The sequence below is a fragment of the Paenibacillus cookii genome (genome assembly GCF_018333375.1).
In the GTDB taxonomy this organism is placed as follows: Bacteria; Bacillota; Bacilli; order Paenibacillales; family Paenibacillaceae; genus Paenibacillus_AQ; species Paenibacillus_AQ cookii.
Map to the genome: position 1 here is coordinate 15,298 of NZ_BORW01000035.1, position 17,958 is coordinate 33,255.

10 protein-coding genes are annotated in these 17,958 nt (G+C 57.2%); 1 reads left to right on the forward strand and 9 read right to left on the reverse strand.

Going from position 1 to position 17,958, the window contains the following annotated elements:
- Positions 1-48 precede the first annotated feature (48 nt).
- On the forward strand, positions 49-2,223 hold the full coding sequence (locus KI367_RS22420; protein ID WP_212952217.1) for a catalase: 2,175 nt from the start codon (positions 49-51) through the stop codon (positions 2,221-2,223).
- Positions 2,224-2,813: 590 nt separating this feature from the next.
- On the opposite strand, the gene KI367_RS22425 is transcribed toward KI367_RS22420, so the two are convergent.
- The 9 genes from KI367_RS22425 to KI367_RS22465 form a co-directional block, all read right to left on the reverse strand.
- On the reverse strand, positions 2,814-4,313 hold the full coding sequence (locus KI367_RS22425; protein ID WP_246537197.1) for a DHA2 family efflux MFS transporter permease subunit: 1,500 nt from the start codon (positions 4,311-4,313) through the stop codon (positions 2,814-2,816).
- Positions 4,314-4,347: 34 nt separating this feature from the next.
- Positions 4,348-6,543 carry an ABC transporter ATP-binding protein gene (locus KI367_RS22430; protein ID WP_212952218.1) on the reverse strand — a complete coding sequence of 732 codons (2,196 nt, stop codon included), beginning with the start codon at positions 6,541-6,543 and terminating at the stop codon, positions 4,348-4,350.
- A gap of 15 nt (positions 6,544-6,558) precedes the next feature.
- A complete protein-coding gene (locus KI367_RS22435) occupies positions 6,559-7,455 on the reverse strand; it encodes an ABC transporter permease (protein WP_212952219.1) in 897 nt (298 codons plus the stop codon).
- A gap of 19 nt (positions 7,456-7,474) precedes the next feature.
- On the reverse strand, positions 7,475-8,401 hold the full coding sequence (locus tag KI367_RS22440; protein WP_076174964.1) for an ABC transporter permease: 927 nt from the start codon (positions 8,399-8,401) through the stop codon (positions 7,475-7,477).
- 19 nt (positions 8,402-8,420) lie between these two features.
- The gene (locus KI367_RS22445; RefSeq protein ID WP_212952220.1) at positions 8,421-10,076 is read right to left on the reverse strand and encodes an ABC transporter substrate-binding protein; all 1,656 of its coding nucleotides are present in this window, start codon (positions 10,074-10,076) and stop codon (positions 8,421-8,423) included.
- 83 nt (positions 10,077-10,159) lie between these two features.
- Positions 10,160-11,488, reverse strand: coding sequence for an LLM class flavin-dependent oxidoreductase (locus KI367_RS22450; RefSeq protein ID WP_212952221.1), 1,329 nt, complete (start codon positions 11,486-11,488; stop codon positions 10,160-10,162).
- Positions 11,489-11,879: 391 nt separating this feature from the next.
- Positions 11,880-12,080 (reverse strand): DUF2188 domain-containing protein, encoded by a 201-nt coding sequence (locus KI367_RS22455; RefSeq protein ID WP_212952222.1) that lies wholly within the window; start codon positions 12,078-12,080, stop codon positions 11,880-11,882.
- 328 nt (positions 12,081-12,408) lie between these two features.
- Positions 12,409-15,588, reverse strand: a complete 3,180-nt coding sequence (locus tag KI367_RS22460; RefSeq protein WP_212952223.1) for a bifunctional cytochrome P450/NADPH--P450 reductase — start codon at positions 15,586-15,588, stop codon at positions 12,409-12,411.
- A gap of 504 nt (positions 15,589-16,092) precedes the next feature.
- A complete protein-coding gene (locus KI367_RS22465; protein WP_212952224.1) occupies positions 16,093-17,958 on the reverse strand; it encodes a M56 family metallopeptidase in 1,866 nt (621 codons plus the stop codon).

The following is a 17,958-nucleotide window of genomic DNA, read 5'->3' on the forward strand; positions in this document are numbered from 1 at the left end:
TTGTGAAATACTCGGACACCGTCCGTAACCAACAGGAGGGATTCATTGATGGACCATAAGAAGGGACAGCAGCCGCATAAGGACATGAAGGACAGCCAGTTGGAGGAATTCCGCGTAAGCGATGCGGGCGAACCCATGACCACCAATCAAGGCGTTCGAATTTCCGAGGACGAGCATTCGCTCAAGGCCGGCGCACGCGGTCCGACGTTAATGGAGGATTTTCATTTTAGGGAGAAGTTGACCCATTTTGACCATGAGCGCATTCCTGAGCGCGTCGTTCACGCCCGGGGCTTCGGCGTTCACGGTTATTTTCAGGTATACAAGCCGATGACAAAGTACACGAAGGCCAAATTTCTGCAGGATCCGTCCATAAAAACGCCGGTATTCGTGCGTTTCTCCACCGTGGCCGGTTCGCGGGGTTCGGCCGATACGGTGCGGGATGCCAGGGGCTTCGCGACCAAGTTTTACACGGAGGACGGAAACTTTGACCTTGTGGGCAATAACATCCCCGTATTCTTCATTCAGGATGCGCTGAAATTCCCTGATCTGGTGCATGCGTTCAAGCCGGAGCCCCACAACGAAATGCCGCAGGCATCCACGGCGCATGATACCCACTGGGATTTTATTGCCAACAATACCGAATCGGCCCACATGGTCATGTGGACGATGTCGGACCGGGCGATCCCGCGCAGCTACCGGATGATGGAAGGCTTCGGCGTACATACCTTCCGGTTTGTCAATGACAAGGGCGAAGCGCATTTTGTCAAATTCCATTGGAAACCGCTGCTGGGCGTGCATTCCCTGGTCTGGGACGAAGCGCAGAAAATCGCCGGCAAGGATCCCGACTTTCACCGCCGCGACCTGTGGGAAGCCATTGAAACGGGCAACTATCCGGAATTTGAGTTTGGCGTGCAAATGATCCGCGAGGATGAGGAGTTCAATTTCGATTTCGATATTCTCGACCCGACCAAAATATGGCCGGAAGAGCTCATTCCCGTCCAGCGCATCGGAAAAATGACCCTGAACCGCAACGTGGACAATGTGTTTGCCGAAACGGAGCAGGCTGCCTTTCACGTAGGCAACGTGGTTCCGGGAATCGATTTTTCCAACGACCCGCTGCTCCAGGGGCGCCTGTTCTCTTATACAGATACGCAGCTGATCCGTTTGGGCGGACCGAATTTCCATGAGATTCCGATCAACCGGCCCGTGGCAGAGGTTCACAATAACCAGCGTGAAGGATACCATCGCATGACGATCAACCGGGGGCAAACCAGCTATCATAAAAACTCCCTTGGAAACAATGACCCCCGCCCCGTTTCGCAGCTGGACGGCGGATACGCCCACTATCAGGAAAAGGTGGAGGGACGCAAAGTCCGGGCGCGCAGCGACAGCTTCAAAGACCATTACACCCAGGCTAAACTGTTTTGGAACAGCATGTCCGACGTGGAAAAGCAGCATATCATTAAGGCTTTCCGGTTCGAGGTGGGCAAGGTAAGAAGCAAAAGCGTGCAGCAGCAGGTCGTCGACATGTTCGCGAACGTCGATTTGACGCTGGCCGAGGAAATCGCCCTTGGCGTCGGCGTCACCCCGCCGAAGGCGAAGGCCGGTGATGAAGCATCCGGGACAACGATGGCCGGAGGTGCCGAAACCAAGGCTTCGCCGGCGCTGAGCCAGCTTCGAACCGCCATGTCCCCGGCCACCCGCAAGGTGGCGGTGCTGGCCGCCGACGGATTCGACGCCGACGAGATGAAGGCCGTCCTTGCCGCCTTTGCCGAAGCGAAGGTCGTGCCGGAAGTCGTCAGCGAAAATCTGGGGATGATTGCCGGAAGCGACGGCAGCCGGCTAGAGGTTATGCATACCTTCCTAACGTCAGATTCCGTGCTGTTTGACGCGGTCTATGTGGCCGGCGGGGAAAAAAGCATAGCCAAGCTCCAGGGGATCAAGGAGGCCGTCAACTTTGTAACGGAAGCTTATAACCATTTTAAAACCGTGGGGGCTTCTGCCCAGGCTGCCGGGCTGCTGTCCGGCTCAGGCATTCATCTCGCCGATCCGGCCGCTACTTCGGGCTATCTGACGTCTCCGGACGAGGATACCGGGCTGGTCATCCGAAAGGAGACGGAAGACGCCGGCGTCTTCGCCCGGCAGCTGGTCGACGCAATTGCCATGCATCGCCACTGGGGCCGTGAAATGCAGATGATTCCTCCAGCGAAGCGAACCGATTGAAATCGGATCGATATGAATGATGATCCTGTCCCGCTTTTTGCGGGGCAGGATTTTTGAATTTCGGACCGTTTAGAAACTTAGAAGTAAATGACGACGCCATGATTTCGTTCGACGAATATCTCCGAAGCTGATTGCTGCTTGAACAACCTTCCGTTCTCAAGCGGTAAGAGCAGGCGCCTGTAACCGTTGGCTAATGGCGTTGCCTGCCTGGTCCACGAACCGGAGCCGCTATTATCATTCAAGTAAATATCGGAGGTGTTTTTCTTGATTCAAAATCATAGACAAGGTAGGTGCCAGCTATCTATCTCAAAAAAGGATGGCCCAAATATCAAGAATTTAGGCGTTTTTGCCGTATAGCACTAAGAACATCGGGCCCTGCGTCCCACTTCAGATCCGGGTTGTTATCGAATTGCTTTTTCACATTCAGGAGCCATTGCTGTACCTTGCTTTGTATGGTGTAGTGTGTTCCTTCGATCCCGAAATTCGCAAGCAATCGGCCTTCTTCGCTGTTTACTTAATCAATGTATCGTAATGCCGCATCGGAATCTTTTCTAATCGCGCCTGAGATCTGGCCTCCTATCCATTCAAAATCAGTTGAGTTCGGTCGGCTGCTCCAGGCGTGGTCCTGCACCCGCCGCTTCCTTCCGTTTGCGCAGAAGGAGCGCCAGCGGAATGGCCAGCGCCACCAGCGCGCTCGCGAACAAAAACGCATCGTCGATGCTCCGCGTATACGCCTCGCGGCGTATCCATTCCGTGCCCTGCGCCGCATAGTTAGCGTGCAGACGGGACTCGTGCACGCTCATCCGCGCATAAAACACCGACGTAAACATGCCGAGCGCTCCCGCGCTGAATAGCTGCCGCAGCCAGTTGATCAGGGCCGACGCATGGCCCGATTCGGACTGCGGAACCGCCGCCATCGCCGCGCTGGTCGCCGGCGTCAGCGACAGCCCCGTACCGACGTTGCGGATCGCCAGCCAGATCATGACGGAGACGAGCGTCGTTTCCGTGCCGAGCCGGCTGAAGCGAAACGTCGTCACCAGCAGGATCAGGCTGCCCAGGGCAATCAGCGCTGCCGGCCCAAAGGTGCGGTAACCTTTCCCCGACAGGAACGTGGCCAGGGTCAGACACGCGGCCGCGGGAAGAAAGAGCAGCCCGACCTGAAAAGACGACAGCCCTTGAACTTCTTCCAGGAACAGCGGGACAAAGTATACGCCGGAGTAGAGGGCAAAGGACAGGATCAGCGATACACCGAGGCTCGCGGCGAACGTGAAATTGCCGAACAGCCTGAGGTTCAGCAGCGGCTCCTTCGCGCGCAGCTCGACCCGGATGAAAAGAGCGGTGCATGCGCCGCCGATCAGGAGGCAGCCCCACGTCCAGGCCGACGTCATGCCCCAGGCGTGCAGATTGCCGAACAGCAGCAGAATGGCAAGGCTGCCCACAGTGGCCAGCAGGAGTCCGGCGGAATCCAGACGCTTTTGCGGACCCCGAACGTCCTTCGGGAGCAGGATACGGCCCGCCAACCAGGCCAGAATACCGGCCGGCAGCGTCACGAGAAAAATCAGGTGCCAGTCGTGCTGCTGAAGCCACCCGCTAACCGAGGGGCCCACCGCCGTGCCAAGCACCGTCGAAAACGACCAGACGCTGACCGCTAGAGGCTGTCTTCCTCGCGGCAGCGTCTGATAAATCATGGCCAGGGACACGGGCTGGATCAGTCCGCACCATAAGCCCTGCAAGATGCGGAAGAAAATCAGCGCATGAATATTCCAGGACAGGGAACACATCACGGAACTGACGGTGATTCCGGCCAGCGACAGCAGAAACATCCGCCTGCCGCCGAAACGGCTGGAGAGATAGCCGCTGACGGGAGCAATCATGCCGAAGGCCAGCGTAAAGCCCGTAATGATCCACTGCACGGTCCCGAGGCCGGTGTGAAAGATGCCGATAAAGCCGGGCAGCGAAACGTTTAAGGAAACCATGGGATACATGCCGACAAAGGAACCGCAGAACAGGGTGAGCAGAACCGGCCAAAACGGCAGACTGCCCTGCCCCTCTTCGGCCTTTGCCGCGGCAGCATTCATCGTGACTGACAATTCATAACCTCCCGTTCAGGTGGCGGCCATCCCGTCACAGCGCATAATGGCAGGCCGCGTGGTGACCGCTGTCCAGTTGGCGCAGCGCCGGCTCCTCCTGCCGGCAGCGGTCTGTCGCAAACGGACACCGGGTATGAAACCGGCAGCCCGAGGGCGGATTGGCCGGTGAGGGAATTTCCCCTTCCAGGCTTCCGGCCGGCTGGCCTTGGCGGGGCGTGGTCTGCGGTATGGCCTCGATCAGAGCCTGGGTATACGGGTGGGCCGGGGCGAGAAACAGCGACTCGCTCGGTGCGATCTCCACGAGCTTCCCGAGGTACATCACGCCGAGCCGGTCCGACAGATGCCGGACAACCTGCAGGCCATGGGCGATGAACAGGTAGGTCAGCCCCAGCTTTTGCTGCAGGTCCTGCAGCAAATTGATGATCTGGGCCTGAACCGATACGTCCAGCGCAGATACGGCTTCGTCGGCGAGAATGAACCGCGGGTTCAGGGCGATCGCGCGGGCGATGCCGATCCGCTGCCGCTGCCCGCCGGAGAACTCGTGCGGATACCGCTGCGCCCACGATGGGTCGAGCCCCACCAGCTCCAGCAGCTCGCTGACGCGGCGGCTGATGTCGGCAGGGGAGCGCTGCCCCTGACCGTGCACCTTAAGCGGCTCGGCGATGCTGTCGCCGATCTTCCAGCGCGGATCCAGCGATCCGTACGGATCCTGGAAGATCGTCTGCATATGCTGGCGGGCAGCGCGCAGTTCACGTCCTCCCAGATTTGTCAGGTCCTTGCCGTCAAAAAGAACCGTCCCTGCTGTGGCACGCTCCATCTGGAGCAGCACCCGGCCAAGCGTCGACTTTCCGCTGCCGGACTCGCCGACCAGGCCGAAGGTTTCGCGCTTGCGGATCGTAAAGCTGACGTCGTCCACGGCGCGGATCAGCTTCTTCACTTTGCCGATGCCTCCGCCATGCACCGGGTAATACTTTTTCAGGTGATCCACGGTAAACAAAGCGTCCGCCGCTTCTTCCGCTGCCCCGACTGAGCCGGCTTCGCCGTGTCCTTCAATGTTCTCTTCTGCGCCGCCTTCCCGTGTAACGCGTAAAGCAGCCGTCTCGCTGGAAGCCGCCGGGTCGCCAGAACCTGCAGCTGCTGCACCCGAAACAGCCCTCGCATTGGATGCTGCCACCGCACCGAAACCCTCAGCTGTACCGGAACCCTCAGCTGCACCGGAGCCCCCCGGCACGGCAGGGGCCATCCAGCCCTCTGACTGAACCAACTCCTCCGCATGCCAGCAAGCGCTCCGGCGCTCGCCGGATCCGGTTAAGACCGGCGCTTCCTGCGTACAGCGCTCCGTGGCAAAGGGGCAGCGCGGGTGAAAGCGGCAGCCCTGCGGAAGTGCGGCCAGGCTCGGGATCGACCCTTCGATGGAATGCAGCTTCGTGCCGCGGACCGTGTCGAGCGTCGCGACGGAACGGAGCAGGCCCCGTGTATACGGGTGGCGTGGAAGGCGGAACAGCTCGGAAGCCGGCGCCTCCTCGACGATTTCGCCGGCATACATGACGACCACCCGGTCGGCAATTTCGGCGGCGATCCCAAGATCATGGGTGATCAGCAGGATCGACATGCCGAGCTCGGCCTGCAGCTCTTTCAGCAGGCGCAAAATTTGCGCCTGGATCGTGACGTCCAATGCGGTGGTCGGCTCATCCGCAATGAGCAGGTCCGGCCCGCAGGACAGCGCCATGGCGATCATGGCCCGCTGCAGCATTCCGCCGGACAGCTCGCCCGGATACTGCTTCAGCCGCAGCTCCGGCTCCGGAATGCCGATCCGCTTCAGCAGCCGGACGGCACGCTCCCTGGCCTCCCGCTTGGAAACTTTCTCATGCTGCAAGATGGTCTCCTGAATTTGCTGCCCGATCGTAAAGACCGGATCGAAGGCCGCCATCGGCTCCTGGAACACCATCGCCATCCGTTTGCCGCGAATCCGGCGCAGTTCTGCCTCCGGCAGGCCTGCCAGGTCCGTCCCGTCCAGAAGAAGGCTTCCTCCGCTGATGCGCCCGTTCTCATGGTCGATCAGACGCATGATCGCTTTGGAGGCCACCGTCTTGCCGCTGCCCGACTCCCCGACGAGGCAGACGGTTTCCCCGGCTTCGATCGACAGCGTCACGTCCCGGATCGCCTGCAGCGTCCCTTTTCGGGTCGTAAAATCGACGGACAGCTCCCGGATATCAAGCAATGTGCTCATTGATGCTTCCCTCCTTTAGCGCTGGGTGACTTTCTTTGGATCGAAATGGTCCCGGAGCCGATCTCCAATAATGTTGACAGACAACACGAAGGCGGTGATGGCCAATCCCGGGAAGGTGCAGATCCACCAGGCCGCGGTCAAATAGCCTCTGCCTTGGGAGAGCAGCGTCCCCCAGTCCGGAACCTCGCGCAGAACCCCGAGGCCCAGAAAGCTCAGGCCCGATCCCGTCAGAATGGACGTACCGATACCGATAGCCGCCATGACCAGCAGCGGAGACAGGCTGTTCGGCAGCACATGCTTCCAGAACACACTCAGCGGCGAAGCGCCGATGGATACCGACGCTTTGACGAACGTCCGGCTCTTGATGCTCAGCACCTGCGCCCGCATCACCCGGGCATAACCCGGCACGGAGGATACGGCTACCGCCAGCACGATGTTAAACAGGCTCGGACCGAGCGCGCCGGCGATGGCCAGCGCCAGCAGGATGCCCGGGATCGTCATCAGCACGTCATTGAGACGCATGATCGCCGTGTCGATCCAGCCGCCCGCATAACCGGACAGCGCCCCGATCGTTCCCCCAAGCAGGCCGCCGACGAGAACGGAAGTAAAGCCGATAAAGAGCGAGTCCCGGCTCCCGTACACGACCACGCTGAAAATATCCCGGCCGAAATAGTCCGTGCCGAACAGATGCGCGCCGCTTGGCGCCTGCATGATGCTGTCCGTCCGCATCTCCGTCGGGGCGTAGGGCGCAATCCACTGCGGCACGATGGCACAGGCCGCCACAAACAGAATGATTAATCCGGCCGCCACCAGGAACAGGTCGCTTGCCGTAAACTTACGGATTTTCGGTGCGGCCGCGGCCGCGAGCTTCCGCTCGCGCCAGACCGTCTTGGCGGATACCGCCTCCCTCATAACTGCTCCCTCCCAAGGTTTAAGTTGAACGTCTCACGCGCGGATCGATCAGCGTATAGGACAGATCCACCAGCAGGTTAACCAGCGTATAGATGATGGCTGAGAACAAAATGACGCCCTGGACCACCGGGAGATCCTTGGCCATGATCGCATCCGAAATGATCCGGCCGATGCCCTGGCGGGAAAACACCGTCTCGACGACAACCGTGCCGGCCAGCATGTCACCGATCAGCATGCCCGTCATCGTGACGGCCGGTATCAGCGCATTGCGCAGCGCGTGACGGTACATGACCGCCCGCTCCGCCAAGCCCTTGGAACGAAGCGTCACGATGAACTGTTCGCTGATGACCTCCAGCATGCTGTTGCGGACCATCCGGATAATAAAGCCGCTCCCGACCGTGCCGAGCGCCAGTGCGGGCAGAACCAGCGTCCGCCATCCGTCCGATCCCATCGCCGGAAACCAGCCCAGCGTAATGGAGAAAATCAGGATGAGCAGGATGCCCGACCAGAAGGTTGGCATGGAGATGCCGAACAGCCCGATGACGCGGGCGATGATGTCAATCGCCCCGTTCCGGTGAATGGCAGACAGTACGCCCAGAAGCAGACCCACGGTTACGGACACCAGCACGCTGGCTCCGGTCAGGGCCAGGGTGGCGGGAAAGCTCTCGGCGATTTTGGGCAGCACCGGATCGGAATTCAGCAGGGATTTGCCGAAATCCCCCTGCAGGATGCTCCCGAAATAATGGAGCAGCTGGATGTGAAACGGCTGGTCCACACCCAGCTGATGCCTTAAGTTCGCAATGACCTCCGGCGTCGCCATCGAGGGGTCGACCATGTTGTCGGTCGGATCCCCGGGAAGAACGTAGAGGATCGTGAACACCAAAACGAGCGAGCCGATAATGACGAGGAGCGACGTTAAAAGGCGCCGGGTTACCATCCACAGCATGCCGCCTCAAGCCTCCTTTCTATTTTTGCAAAGATACGTCGTTGAACAGCGGATACCCGAGGGAATCAAAGGTAAGTCCCTGTACCGATTTGGAAGCGGCCACCGTATACGGGAAGACGTAAATCGGCAGAATGACCGCATTATCGATGATATAATGCTGAATTTTATGGTACAGCTCCTCGCGCTTGGCATCGTCCTTCTCGACCCGTCCCTCTTCCAGCCACTTGTCGACTTCCGGACTGGCGAGTCTCGGCAGTGTCGGCCGGCTCTTTGGATCATAGGAATGGTAGAAGGAGTACAGCGCGTTCGGATCGGAGTTGACCTGGCTGTTGCCGTACAAATCATAGTTTCCGTTGGTGTAGACCACAGTGCGGACATCCTTCGTGATCTCGACCTCGACGTCCACGCCGATCTGCTTCAGCTGCTGCTGCACCATGACCGCGATGTCGTTGCGTTTCTCCCGGTTTGGCGTGCCGTCGACGTAGTGCAGAGTCAGTTTCTTCCCGTCCTTGGTCCGGACGCCGTCCGCTCCCTTGACCCATCCCAGCTCGTCAAGCAGCTGATTGGCTTTGGTGATATCCGGTTTGACCGAGTTTTCCAGCGACGGGTCATAACCGAAGGTGCCCGGGGTCAGCGGAGACCAAGCCCGCTCGTACGTGCCCAGGTACAGCGTTTTGACGATGGCGTCCACGTCCACGGCCAGCTGCACCGCCTGCCTTGCCTTCAGCTCGTTCCACGGCGCGCGCTCCTGGTTGAAGAACAACGTGTACGGCAGGCCGAGCGTATTTGCCTGCAGCAGCTGGAAATTCGGATCCTTTTTCAAGGTCAGGATGTTCTGAGGCGGCACCGTCTCGGCGGCCAGCACCTGCTTGCTCTGCACGCTGCCGATCCGGGTGGCCTCTTCGGGTACGATTTTAAAATCGATGCCGTCCAGGTAAGGCGCCCCCGTATTGGTCACGATCTCCGGCGCCCAAGCGTAGTCCGGATTGCGCTCGACCTTGATGTCGGCATTCTCATCCCACTTGACGAATTTGAACGGCCCCGTGCCGACCGGATGCTGCCCCAGCTGATCCCCGTATTGCTTGGCTGCAGTCGGCGACACCATGCCAAGCAGCGCCTGGCTCAGGTTGCCCAGAAAAGCCCGTGAGGGCGTCGACAAATTCAGCTTGATCGTGTACTCGTCGATGACCTCGGAGGACTTGTAGGGCTGAAGCAGGGCGGCCGCATTCGCCGCCTTGGTGGCGGGGTCCAGAATCCGGTCGAAGTTGAACTTGACCGCCTCGGCGTTAAACGGCGTTCCGTCCTGGAACTTGACGTCCTTCCGCAGCTTAAACGTGTAGCTAAGCCCATCGTCTGAAATGGTCCATTCCGTCGCCAGCCACGGCTTGATCGTATTGTCCGGCAGCTGAACGACCAGGCTGTCGTAGATGGTGCGGATGACGCGGACCGCGACGGCCAGTCCGGTGCGGTGCGGGTCCAGCGTATCCGGCGACGTCGCCAGCGCATAGGTGAGCTCCCCGCCCTGGGCGGATGCTCCCTGTACGGCCGGTGCCGCCCCGCTATCCGTCTGCCCTTGGGAGGCCGTCTGCTTGCCTCCGCAAGCGGACAGCAGCATAACGATGACCAGCAGAGCGGCTGTTGCCGATTTACGCCTGTTTTTCGAATCAAACTTCATCTCTCTCAGACTCCCTTCAGATCCAGCTATCATTTGCATATAAGGTGCAGGGACTTGGCAGATTGGCAGAGCCCACGTCCCGTTTAGGACAGCGCTTTTTGCTTCGTATAGCGGTTCTCCGGCACCGGCAGACCCAGATTTCCCCGCAGCGTGTCTCCCTCGTATTCCGTGCGGAACAACCCCCGATCGCGCAAGATCGGCACCACCAGCTCGACGAAATCGTCCAATCCGCCCGGCACGCCCGAACCGATAATGAACCCGTCGGCAGCCTCTTCCTCAAACCACTGCTGCACCAAATCCGCCACCTTCTCCGGCGTCCCGATAAACCCCGTCCGCGGCGTCGCTTCCTGCAGCGCTATTTCGCGCAGCGTCAAGTTCTCCTCTTTGGCGCGTCTCTTGATACGGTCGGTCGTGCTGCGGAAGCTGTTCGAGCCAAAGTCACCCAGATCGGGAAACGGCTCATCGAGCGGGTATTGGGAAAAGTCGTGGTGCTCGAAGTAGCGTCCAAGGTATTCCAAAGCCTTCTCAATCGTCACCAACCCGGCGATTTCCTGGTATTTGCGCTCGGCTTCCTCTTCCGTGCGGCCCACGATCGGCCCGATGCCCGGAAAGATCAGAATTTCCTCCGGAGCGCGCCCGAGTGCGGCTGCCCGCTGCTTCACGTCCCGGTAAAAAGCCTTGGCCTCCTCGATCGTCTCCGGGCCGGTGAACACGGCGTCCGCCGTTTTCGCCGCCAGGCTGCGGCCGCTGTCCGAGGAGCCCGCCTGGAACACGACCGGCTGCCCCTGCCGGGAGCGCGCAATGTTCAGCGGCCCCTGCACAGTGAAGAACTCCCCTTCATGGTTCAGCCGGTGCAATTTGTCCGGATCGAAGAACACCCCGCTCTCCTTATCCCGCACAAAGGCATCGTCTTCCCAGGAGTCCCACAGCCCTTTGACCACCTCGAGGTACTCTTCCGCGATCCGGTACCGCTCGGAATGGGCCGGATGCGGCCGGCCGCCGAAATTCAGCGCGGTTCCCTCCAGTGGTGAAGTCACGACGTTCCACCCTGCGCGCCCGCCGCTGATGTGGTCGATGGAGGCGAACTGCCTGGCGACCGTAAACGGCTCACTGTAAGAGGTCGACAGCGTGCCGACAAGCCCGATCCGGGAAGTGGCTGCGCCGAGCGCGGACAAGATCGTAATCGGCTCAAACCGGTTCAAAAAGTGCGGGATCGACTTTTCGTTGATATACAGGCCGTCGGCAATGAAAACAAAATCGAACTTGCCCTCTTCGGCCTTCTGTGCCTGCTGTGTATAGAACGAAATGTTTACGCTCGCATCCGAAGGAATTTGCGGATGTCTCCAGGCGGTGTGGCTGCTGCCCACGCCGTGTATGGTGGCCCCCAGTCGAAGCTGTCTGTTTTTGCCCATCGTTCACTCACTCCATCTTTTTTTAAATTTGGGTTGATGCTTGAAATGACTCCAAAAATGACCCTCGACGGTTTCAATATGATTTATTTTTTCCAATGTGTATAGTCGGGATTATTTATTGCTGATACTGTACCATTGATGCCTTTCCGGCCACAATATCGTATTAAAATCTTCTATTCCGGCTTTTCCATTCTCTATAAGGGGTTACACTGCGGGCTTCTCCCGGTATGAGAAAAACCGCGGTCCGTGCTTGGCGGACCGCGGTTTTCAGGGTTGTTTCGGGCAGCTCTGTATTATATGTGGAGTACAGTAGGTGTGAAATAGAGGTCACACGGCCCTTTTCTACATTATAGTTGCCTGGCCGTCGGTGCTGAACGAAATGTTCATGAGGTTACTTATGCTTCGAAGGCTTTTCTTCGCCAACCGGATGGTCCTCATTCCACTTTTCCGCCTGGGCGGTGCCGATGGCAATGGCGCGCCCTTCCTCATAGCCTTCTTCGAGCAGCGCGTTTGCGATTTCGACCGCTTTATTCCGCACGCGGGGCTCCAGATTTTTCATGGACACAGGGTAATCATGCTTATTCCAAGGCATTGCGAATCCCTCCAAACAAGTTCTCGTTTATCCTATATTACCCGGCGTCACGCGAATCAAACGATGGTAATCCGCCCGGCGAACGTTTGCCCGTCTTTTTCCCGGTCAAAACTTCGACCACCCGAACACCGGCCTCAACATCTTGCGAATCCAATAAGCGATGATCATCCCTGCGGTCCATGAACCGGGATGCTGCAAGCACTCCATCTCTTTTTGACCTTGCTAACTCCTTTCCGAAAGACTTGTGCCTCTCTCTCCAACATATTTGTCTACAGCAAGTAAGCAAATCCAGATCATGTGACTTACCAGACACATGGAAGCTTGTGGTTCAACCGGCCCATACGTCTTTCGCATAGTTGCCTGCCGCTTCAAGCGCGGCAAGCCATTCAGCCGCTTCTTCGCGGCTCGCCCCGCTTTTTTCCCGATAAGACTCCATGATCGTTTGTTCCACCTGCGGGGCCATCCGGGTGCCGTCGCCGCAAACGTACAACTTAGCCCCGGTTTCGAGCAGCGACAGCAGCAGCTCCCCGTCCTGCTTCATAAGATGCTGGACATAGCACTTATTTGCGCCTTCCGCTCTGGAGAAAGCCGTATGAAGTGTGACCAGGCCGTCCCTTTCCGCCTGCTCGAACTCCGCGCGGTATAGGTAATCATGTTCCGGATTCCGGCAGCCAAAGTACAGATGGGCTTCACCCAGCACCTTTCCTGCCGCTTGGAGTGCCCGTCTGGCCTGGATAAAACCTCTGAACGGAGCCACGCCCGTGCCGGGACCCACCATGATCAGCGGTGTGGCGGAATCCTCCGGAAGTACAAAGCCGGATTCAGGGGACCGGACGAATATCAGCACCTCGGCTCCCGGTTCAAGTCCGGCCAAGTAGTTGGAGGCGATGCCGCGGTACTCTCCCTTGCCGTTCCATGCTTCCCCCCGGACCACGCCGACCGTGATACAGGCCGTATCTTGGCTGACTTGAGGCGAGCTTGATATGGAGTAATATCTCGGCTTCAGTGCCGGCAGCAGTTCCAGAAAACGCGCAAACGGCAGCTCACAGGCATCATACTTCTCGAGCAAGTCGAGCATCGTAACCCTCTTCGCCCGAATGTCCGTCTGGTACGTCTCTTCTACGAGCAGCGCCTCGAGTTCCCTGGCATGCGGCGGGCAAACCGTGCACGCGGTCATCTCCCGGATTTGGGCACGGGTCGCCGGCTCCTGCAGCTCGACACTGCGGGACAGCAGTTCGTCCAGTCGGACCGGAACGCCTGCCTTCAAGTGGGGAATGTTTTTCCCGCCCGATTCCAGAATCAGGTGAGCGGAGCCATCCAGCCGGAATCGGCGGAGTACCCGCCGTACCAATGGGTCAGGGTTGACCGGGAGCACGCCCAGATGATCGCCCTCGCAATAAGTCGTGCCTTCCGGCAGCGCAATTTCGATGTGCTGCGTGACCCTTCCGCTGTCTGCATGCTGAAGATTGTAACTGCGCACAATCCGGCCGGACACGGCTCCGTAGGTTTCCGCCAGCGGAGCTTCGGCCACGCCCTGGACAAAACGAAGCGACAGCGTGCTCCGTTTCGGCTCGCGGTTGGCCGCGACCGGCAGTCCCAGCGCCTGCATCAAATCCGGCCATAATCGCTCCGTCCAGTCGTCAACCTCCCGTTCAAAATCGCCGCTGGCATCGCACTCCCCTAGCGGGATAAGCCGCTCGGCGCCTTTGTCTGCCAGCAGCTCATCGATCAGGCGCGGGATCCGCTGGTACGTGCTGGCCCAATTATGATCCCCGCAGCCAAATACCATGTAGCGGACATCCCGGACGGCCGAATTGTCGGCGGATTCCAGCCATTCAACGAAAGCCTTCGCGTTGGAAGGAGGCTGGCCGTTATAGGAAGCCGTTACAATGATCACCGCTCCCTCCTTGGGAAGGGCGCCGACGTAGTCGTCCAAGGTACCGACCTGACTGCTGAATCCCTGATACTTGGCGAGATCGGCTAATTCTCTGGCAATGCCTTCGGCCGTGCCCAAATTGGAACCGTACAGGACGAGCAGCGGCGTATGGTGCGCGTTTTCCGCCAATGAAGCCGGCTTGCCGGATTCGCGAGCAGCGGTATCCAGCGGTTCGGAGCTGCCGGAACCCATCGGGATCACGGCTCCCTTCCGACTGCGAACCCGAATCCGGAACCCTTCAGGTTTCAGTGTCAACGTCTCTTTTACCTTGAGTTCGTAGTGGTCGGGATCCGTCAGCTCAAAATACTTCAGAACCATACCCAGCACCAAGGTGGCTTCCTGCAGGGCGAACTGCTGCCCGATGCACGCCCGCTGGCCGTTGCCAAACGGCTTATACGCGTCATGGGGCACTTTGCTTGGATCTTCAAAACGCTCGGGTCTGAACGCCTCCACATCGTCCCCCCAGACGCGTGTATCCCTGTGAAGTCCCGGAATGAGCACGGTCACGCTGTCACCCTTTTGGAGCGGATAGGTTCCCCCGATCCATGTATCTTCTTTGGCATACAGCGAGAAAGCCGGCGCAGTCGGCCATAACCGCAGGGACTCGCTAAGTACCATTCGGACATATTTCAGGTCCCGCACCTGGTTATACGTCGGTACCGGGTCTTTCAGGACGCGATCCACCTCTTCCACCGCTTTACGCAGCTTTTCGGGGTTTTTCAACAGAAAATAGATCGCAAAGGAGAGCAGGCCGCTCGTCGTTTCATGTCCTGCGATCAGAAATGTGATGATCTGGTAGCGGATATTTTCTTGATCCAGACGCTCACCTGTATCCGGATCGACGCCTTCCAGCATGTGAGCGAGCAGGTCATCCTCATTCCCGCCATGCGCCTTACGTTCCCGGATCAATTCGTCGACAAGAGAGAACATCGTCTGAATATCCTCTTGAAACTGCCGTTTCTTCCGGACCATAAACATATCCTGGATGCCCAGGCGGTGAAGCTGGTTCATTCCTTCGTCAAGCGCCCGCACCATCGCATCGATAAAGGGATGGTTGCCTTCCCGGTAAAAACTGTTGAAACGGTAACTAAAGCCGCACAGTCCGATCGTATCGAGCGTCAGCCGGGTCATGTCCGCAGGTACGTCCACCGTTTCGTCCGGATTCAGCCGCCCCCATTTTTGAATCAGCTGCAAGGCAATATCCAGCATTTTTGCGTGGTACCCTTGCATGGCCCTTTGGCTGAAGCTGGACAGCAGAATGTTATGCGCTTTTTTCCAATTCGTTTCCTGGGTCGCACTCGTAAACAAACCGTCGCCCGCAAAAGCGCGTACGTTTTGCAGCGGAGCCCAGATCCGTTTATCAAAGCGCTTTTCGTCGCAAGCGTCCTTCACATATTCATGGCCGGAGACGTAGAGCTCCTTGCGTCCGCCGGGATATTGGAACTGAAAGATGGGCCCAAGCTCCGAGGCCAACTTCACCAACGATTGCACCGGTGCGGAGGAATCCAGCAGCGGCAGATTTCCTAAAGGTCCATAAGTTTTGGGTTGAGGCACCGGAATATTTTCTGTCATGGTATTTCCCTCCATCATCCTGTTTGCTTTTCTTTAAAAGAAACCACTTGACCAAATTGGTAATTCGGTCAAAATATTAGAAAAAAGGAGGATTTGACGGCTGCTTGGCTGTTACGCCTGACAATACCGTCCTATCCTACCTTTTACCTTAACATGATATGAACGTCCCGCACATCAGCCAGAGGTCCGGAATTCATCGGTCAGGCCGAGGGCTGCCTGTTACTTTTCAGCCAGGATTATTTCAGTCATGCACGACTTCCGTCCTGGCGATAAAGCCATGAATCGATCGTTTATCCCCACGCATCCCTGCTATTTGACCGCACAATAGAATTCAATCTGTTTATGGGTTCAAATTTGATTTCGAGCGGTGAATCTATAGTATCTCCCCGAGCACTATTTGTTCCATTTCGTGGCGTGTTAGGTGCCGGCAACAAAAAAAGAACCCATGCCATCCTGTGTCAACAGGACGACATGGGTCGATGCATAAAACGGATCGCCTGACGCTTATTTTTTTACCGCAGCCTTCAGAATTTCAATTTTCTCTTTACGAGGGATATCCGAAGTGGCAGAGACCCCGTATTCGTATTTGCCGCCGTCATACCAGAATACGGATTTTGGATAGATATGCTCAGGAAGCGTATCGTTAAAGAAACCTTCCTTTTTGCTTCCCTCCGGATCTTTTGTATACTTTGAGAAAGTCAGCGTGTCCTTTCCGTTCGTATACTTGAGACGGATATCCGCCGCTTCCTTCCACTCTATTTTCTTCGCATAGATGGGTTTGCCGCTTTTCTTGCCTTCAGCCTTTACTTCATCAACGAATTTCCCTTTTGTTGGACCTTCGATGGTCGCTGACAAGAATTTATACCCCTCCGGCAAGTTGGCAGGCTGCTTCAGGATCGAACCCTCCAATGCGGAAGCTCTTCTCAAGTAGTCCTCGTAAGTAGAGAATTCTTCTATCCCTCCCCAATAACTGAGGTCGAGTCCGCTATTAAGATCCTTATATTTATGATACAGAACGTACATATCGCCTGTCTCTTTGCTCAGTTCCTTCACTCGATTCGTCTCATCTTCGATATACTTCTTTTCCTCTGGAGTTAAAGCCTTGGCTGCCGCTTCAGCTTTTTTTTGAATCTTCTCCAGTTCTTTCTTGTAGAGCTCGCGGTCTATGTTTCCCTCGGGATAAATAACGTCATTCTCTTTGTCCACGGCAACTTTTGAATTCTGCTGCAATTTTTGCGGTGCGCTTTCCGCGCCGCTTTCCTTCGCGTTAACCAATGTCACGCTGCCAAGCGCGAGAATCATCCCCATGCCCAGAATGGACAAGCGGTAGGATTTTTTATTAAAATGTCGGATCATCATAAGTCTCCTTTTCATTTCTTTATGCGTGGCGGACAAGCCGGCAAGACCAGGCCGGTAATGACTGACCGACAAATGCTCCAACACATGAATAATCGTTTGCCCGTATGCATTTTTTTGCTGCGGCATCATCCGGTCCAAGGCGCATGCATCGCAGGCAATCTCCTGATCCTGCCTTGCTCTATGTATCGCGAACCATAGGAGCGGATTAAACCAGTGGAGAATCAAGATCATGTGCATCATCCAGTTCACTGCCACATCCCGCCGCCGAATATGCGCAAATTCATGCGCCAAAATCAATTGAAGCTGATCCTTTTGCAACGTAACGAGCAGGCTTGGCGAAATTACGACTGCAGGTTTAAAAAAACCGACTACGGCTGGTCCGGGAATCCGTTCCGATGCGACAAACCTCACATTGCGCTTGATGCCAAATAGATGCTTCGTTTCTTGAAAGACTGCCGATAAAAAAGGAGTATCGATGGTTCGCCCTGCGCGCAAGGCTTGTTTCAATCGGTTCTGGTCAAATACCGTTTTCGCCGAAAAGAATAACACGCCCGCAAGCCATACCGCTAACAGCATATGGATGAAGCTCATATTTTTGATCTCGCTCCACCAAAAACCGCTTTTCTGCACGCTTCCCGGTTCATGGGATGAGGCAGGCACGGTGGCTCCATTCAATTCCGGGCTTAAGGTCCGATTCCTTTGAACCGCCGTCTCCCCTGCGATCACCGCATTCTTAAATGCCGTGGGATCCTGGGTCTTCTGATGAAATCCGGGCGCTATGGCCTCCAAAGACAAAACATTGTACAAGCTAAGCGAAGATTCCGGCGCCCAAGGAAGCAGCAAACGGATCGCTACAGGCAGCCAAATCAAATATTTCCATCTTGCTTCAAGCTTGTTTTTGAATAGAAATTGCACGATCAGGACAAGCAGAACCAAAATGCCGGCCATAAATGATCCGCGAATCACCCAGCCAAAAACAGACAATACATTCGCTTGCAATGTTGGACTCAT

Bases quoted from the DNA above. Each gene is read 5' to 3' on its own strand.
- KI367_RS22450 (WP_212952221.1), bottom strand. From the start codon at position 11,488: ATGGGCAAAAACAGACAGCTTCGACTGGGGGCCACCATACACGGCGTG.
- KI367_RS22465 (WP_212952224.1), bottom strand. From the start codon at position 17,958: ATGAGTCCAACATTGCAAGCGAATGTATTGTCTGTTTTTGGCTGGGTG.
- KI367_RS22430 (WP_212952218.1), bottom strand. From the start codon at position 6,543: ATGAGCACATTGCTTGATATCCGGGAGCTGTCCGTCGATTTTACGACC.
- KI367_RS22455 (WP_212952222.1), bottom strand. From the start codon at position 12,080: ATGCCTTGGAATAAGCATGATTACCCTGTGTCCATGAAAAATCTGGAG.
- KI367_RS22460 (WP_212952223.1), bottom strand. From the start codon at position 15,588: ATGACAGAAAATATTCCGGTGCCTCAACCCAAAACTTATGGACCTTTA.
- KI367_RS22445 (WP_212952220.1), bottom strand. From the start codon at position 10,076: ATGAAGTTTGATTCGAAAAACAGGCGTAAATCGGCAACAGCCGCTCTG.
- KI367_RS22440 (WP_076174964.1), bottom strand. From the start codon at position 8,401: ATGCTGTGGATGGTAACCCGGCGCCTTTTAACGTCGCTCCTCGTCATT.
- KI367_RS22420 (WP_212952217.1), top strand. From the start codon at position 49: ATGGACCATAAGAAGGGACAGCAGCCGCATAAGGACATGAAGGACAGC.
- KI367_RS22435 (WP_212952219.1), bottom strand. From the start codon at position 7,455: ATGAGGGAGGCGGTATCCGCCAAGACGGTCTGGCGCGAGCGGAAGCTC.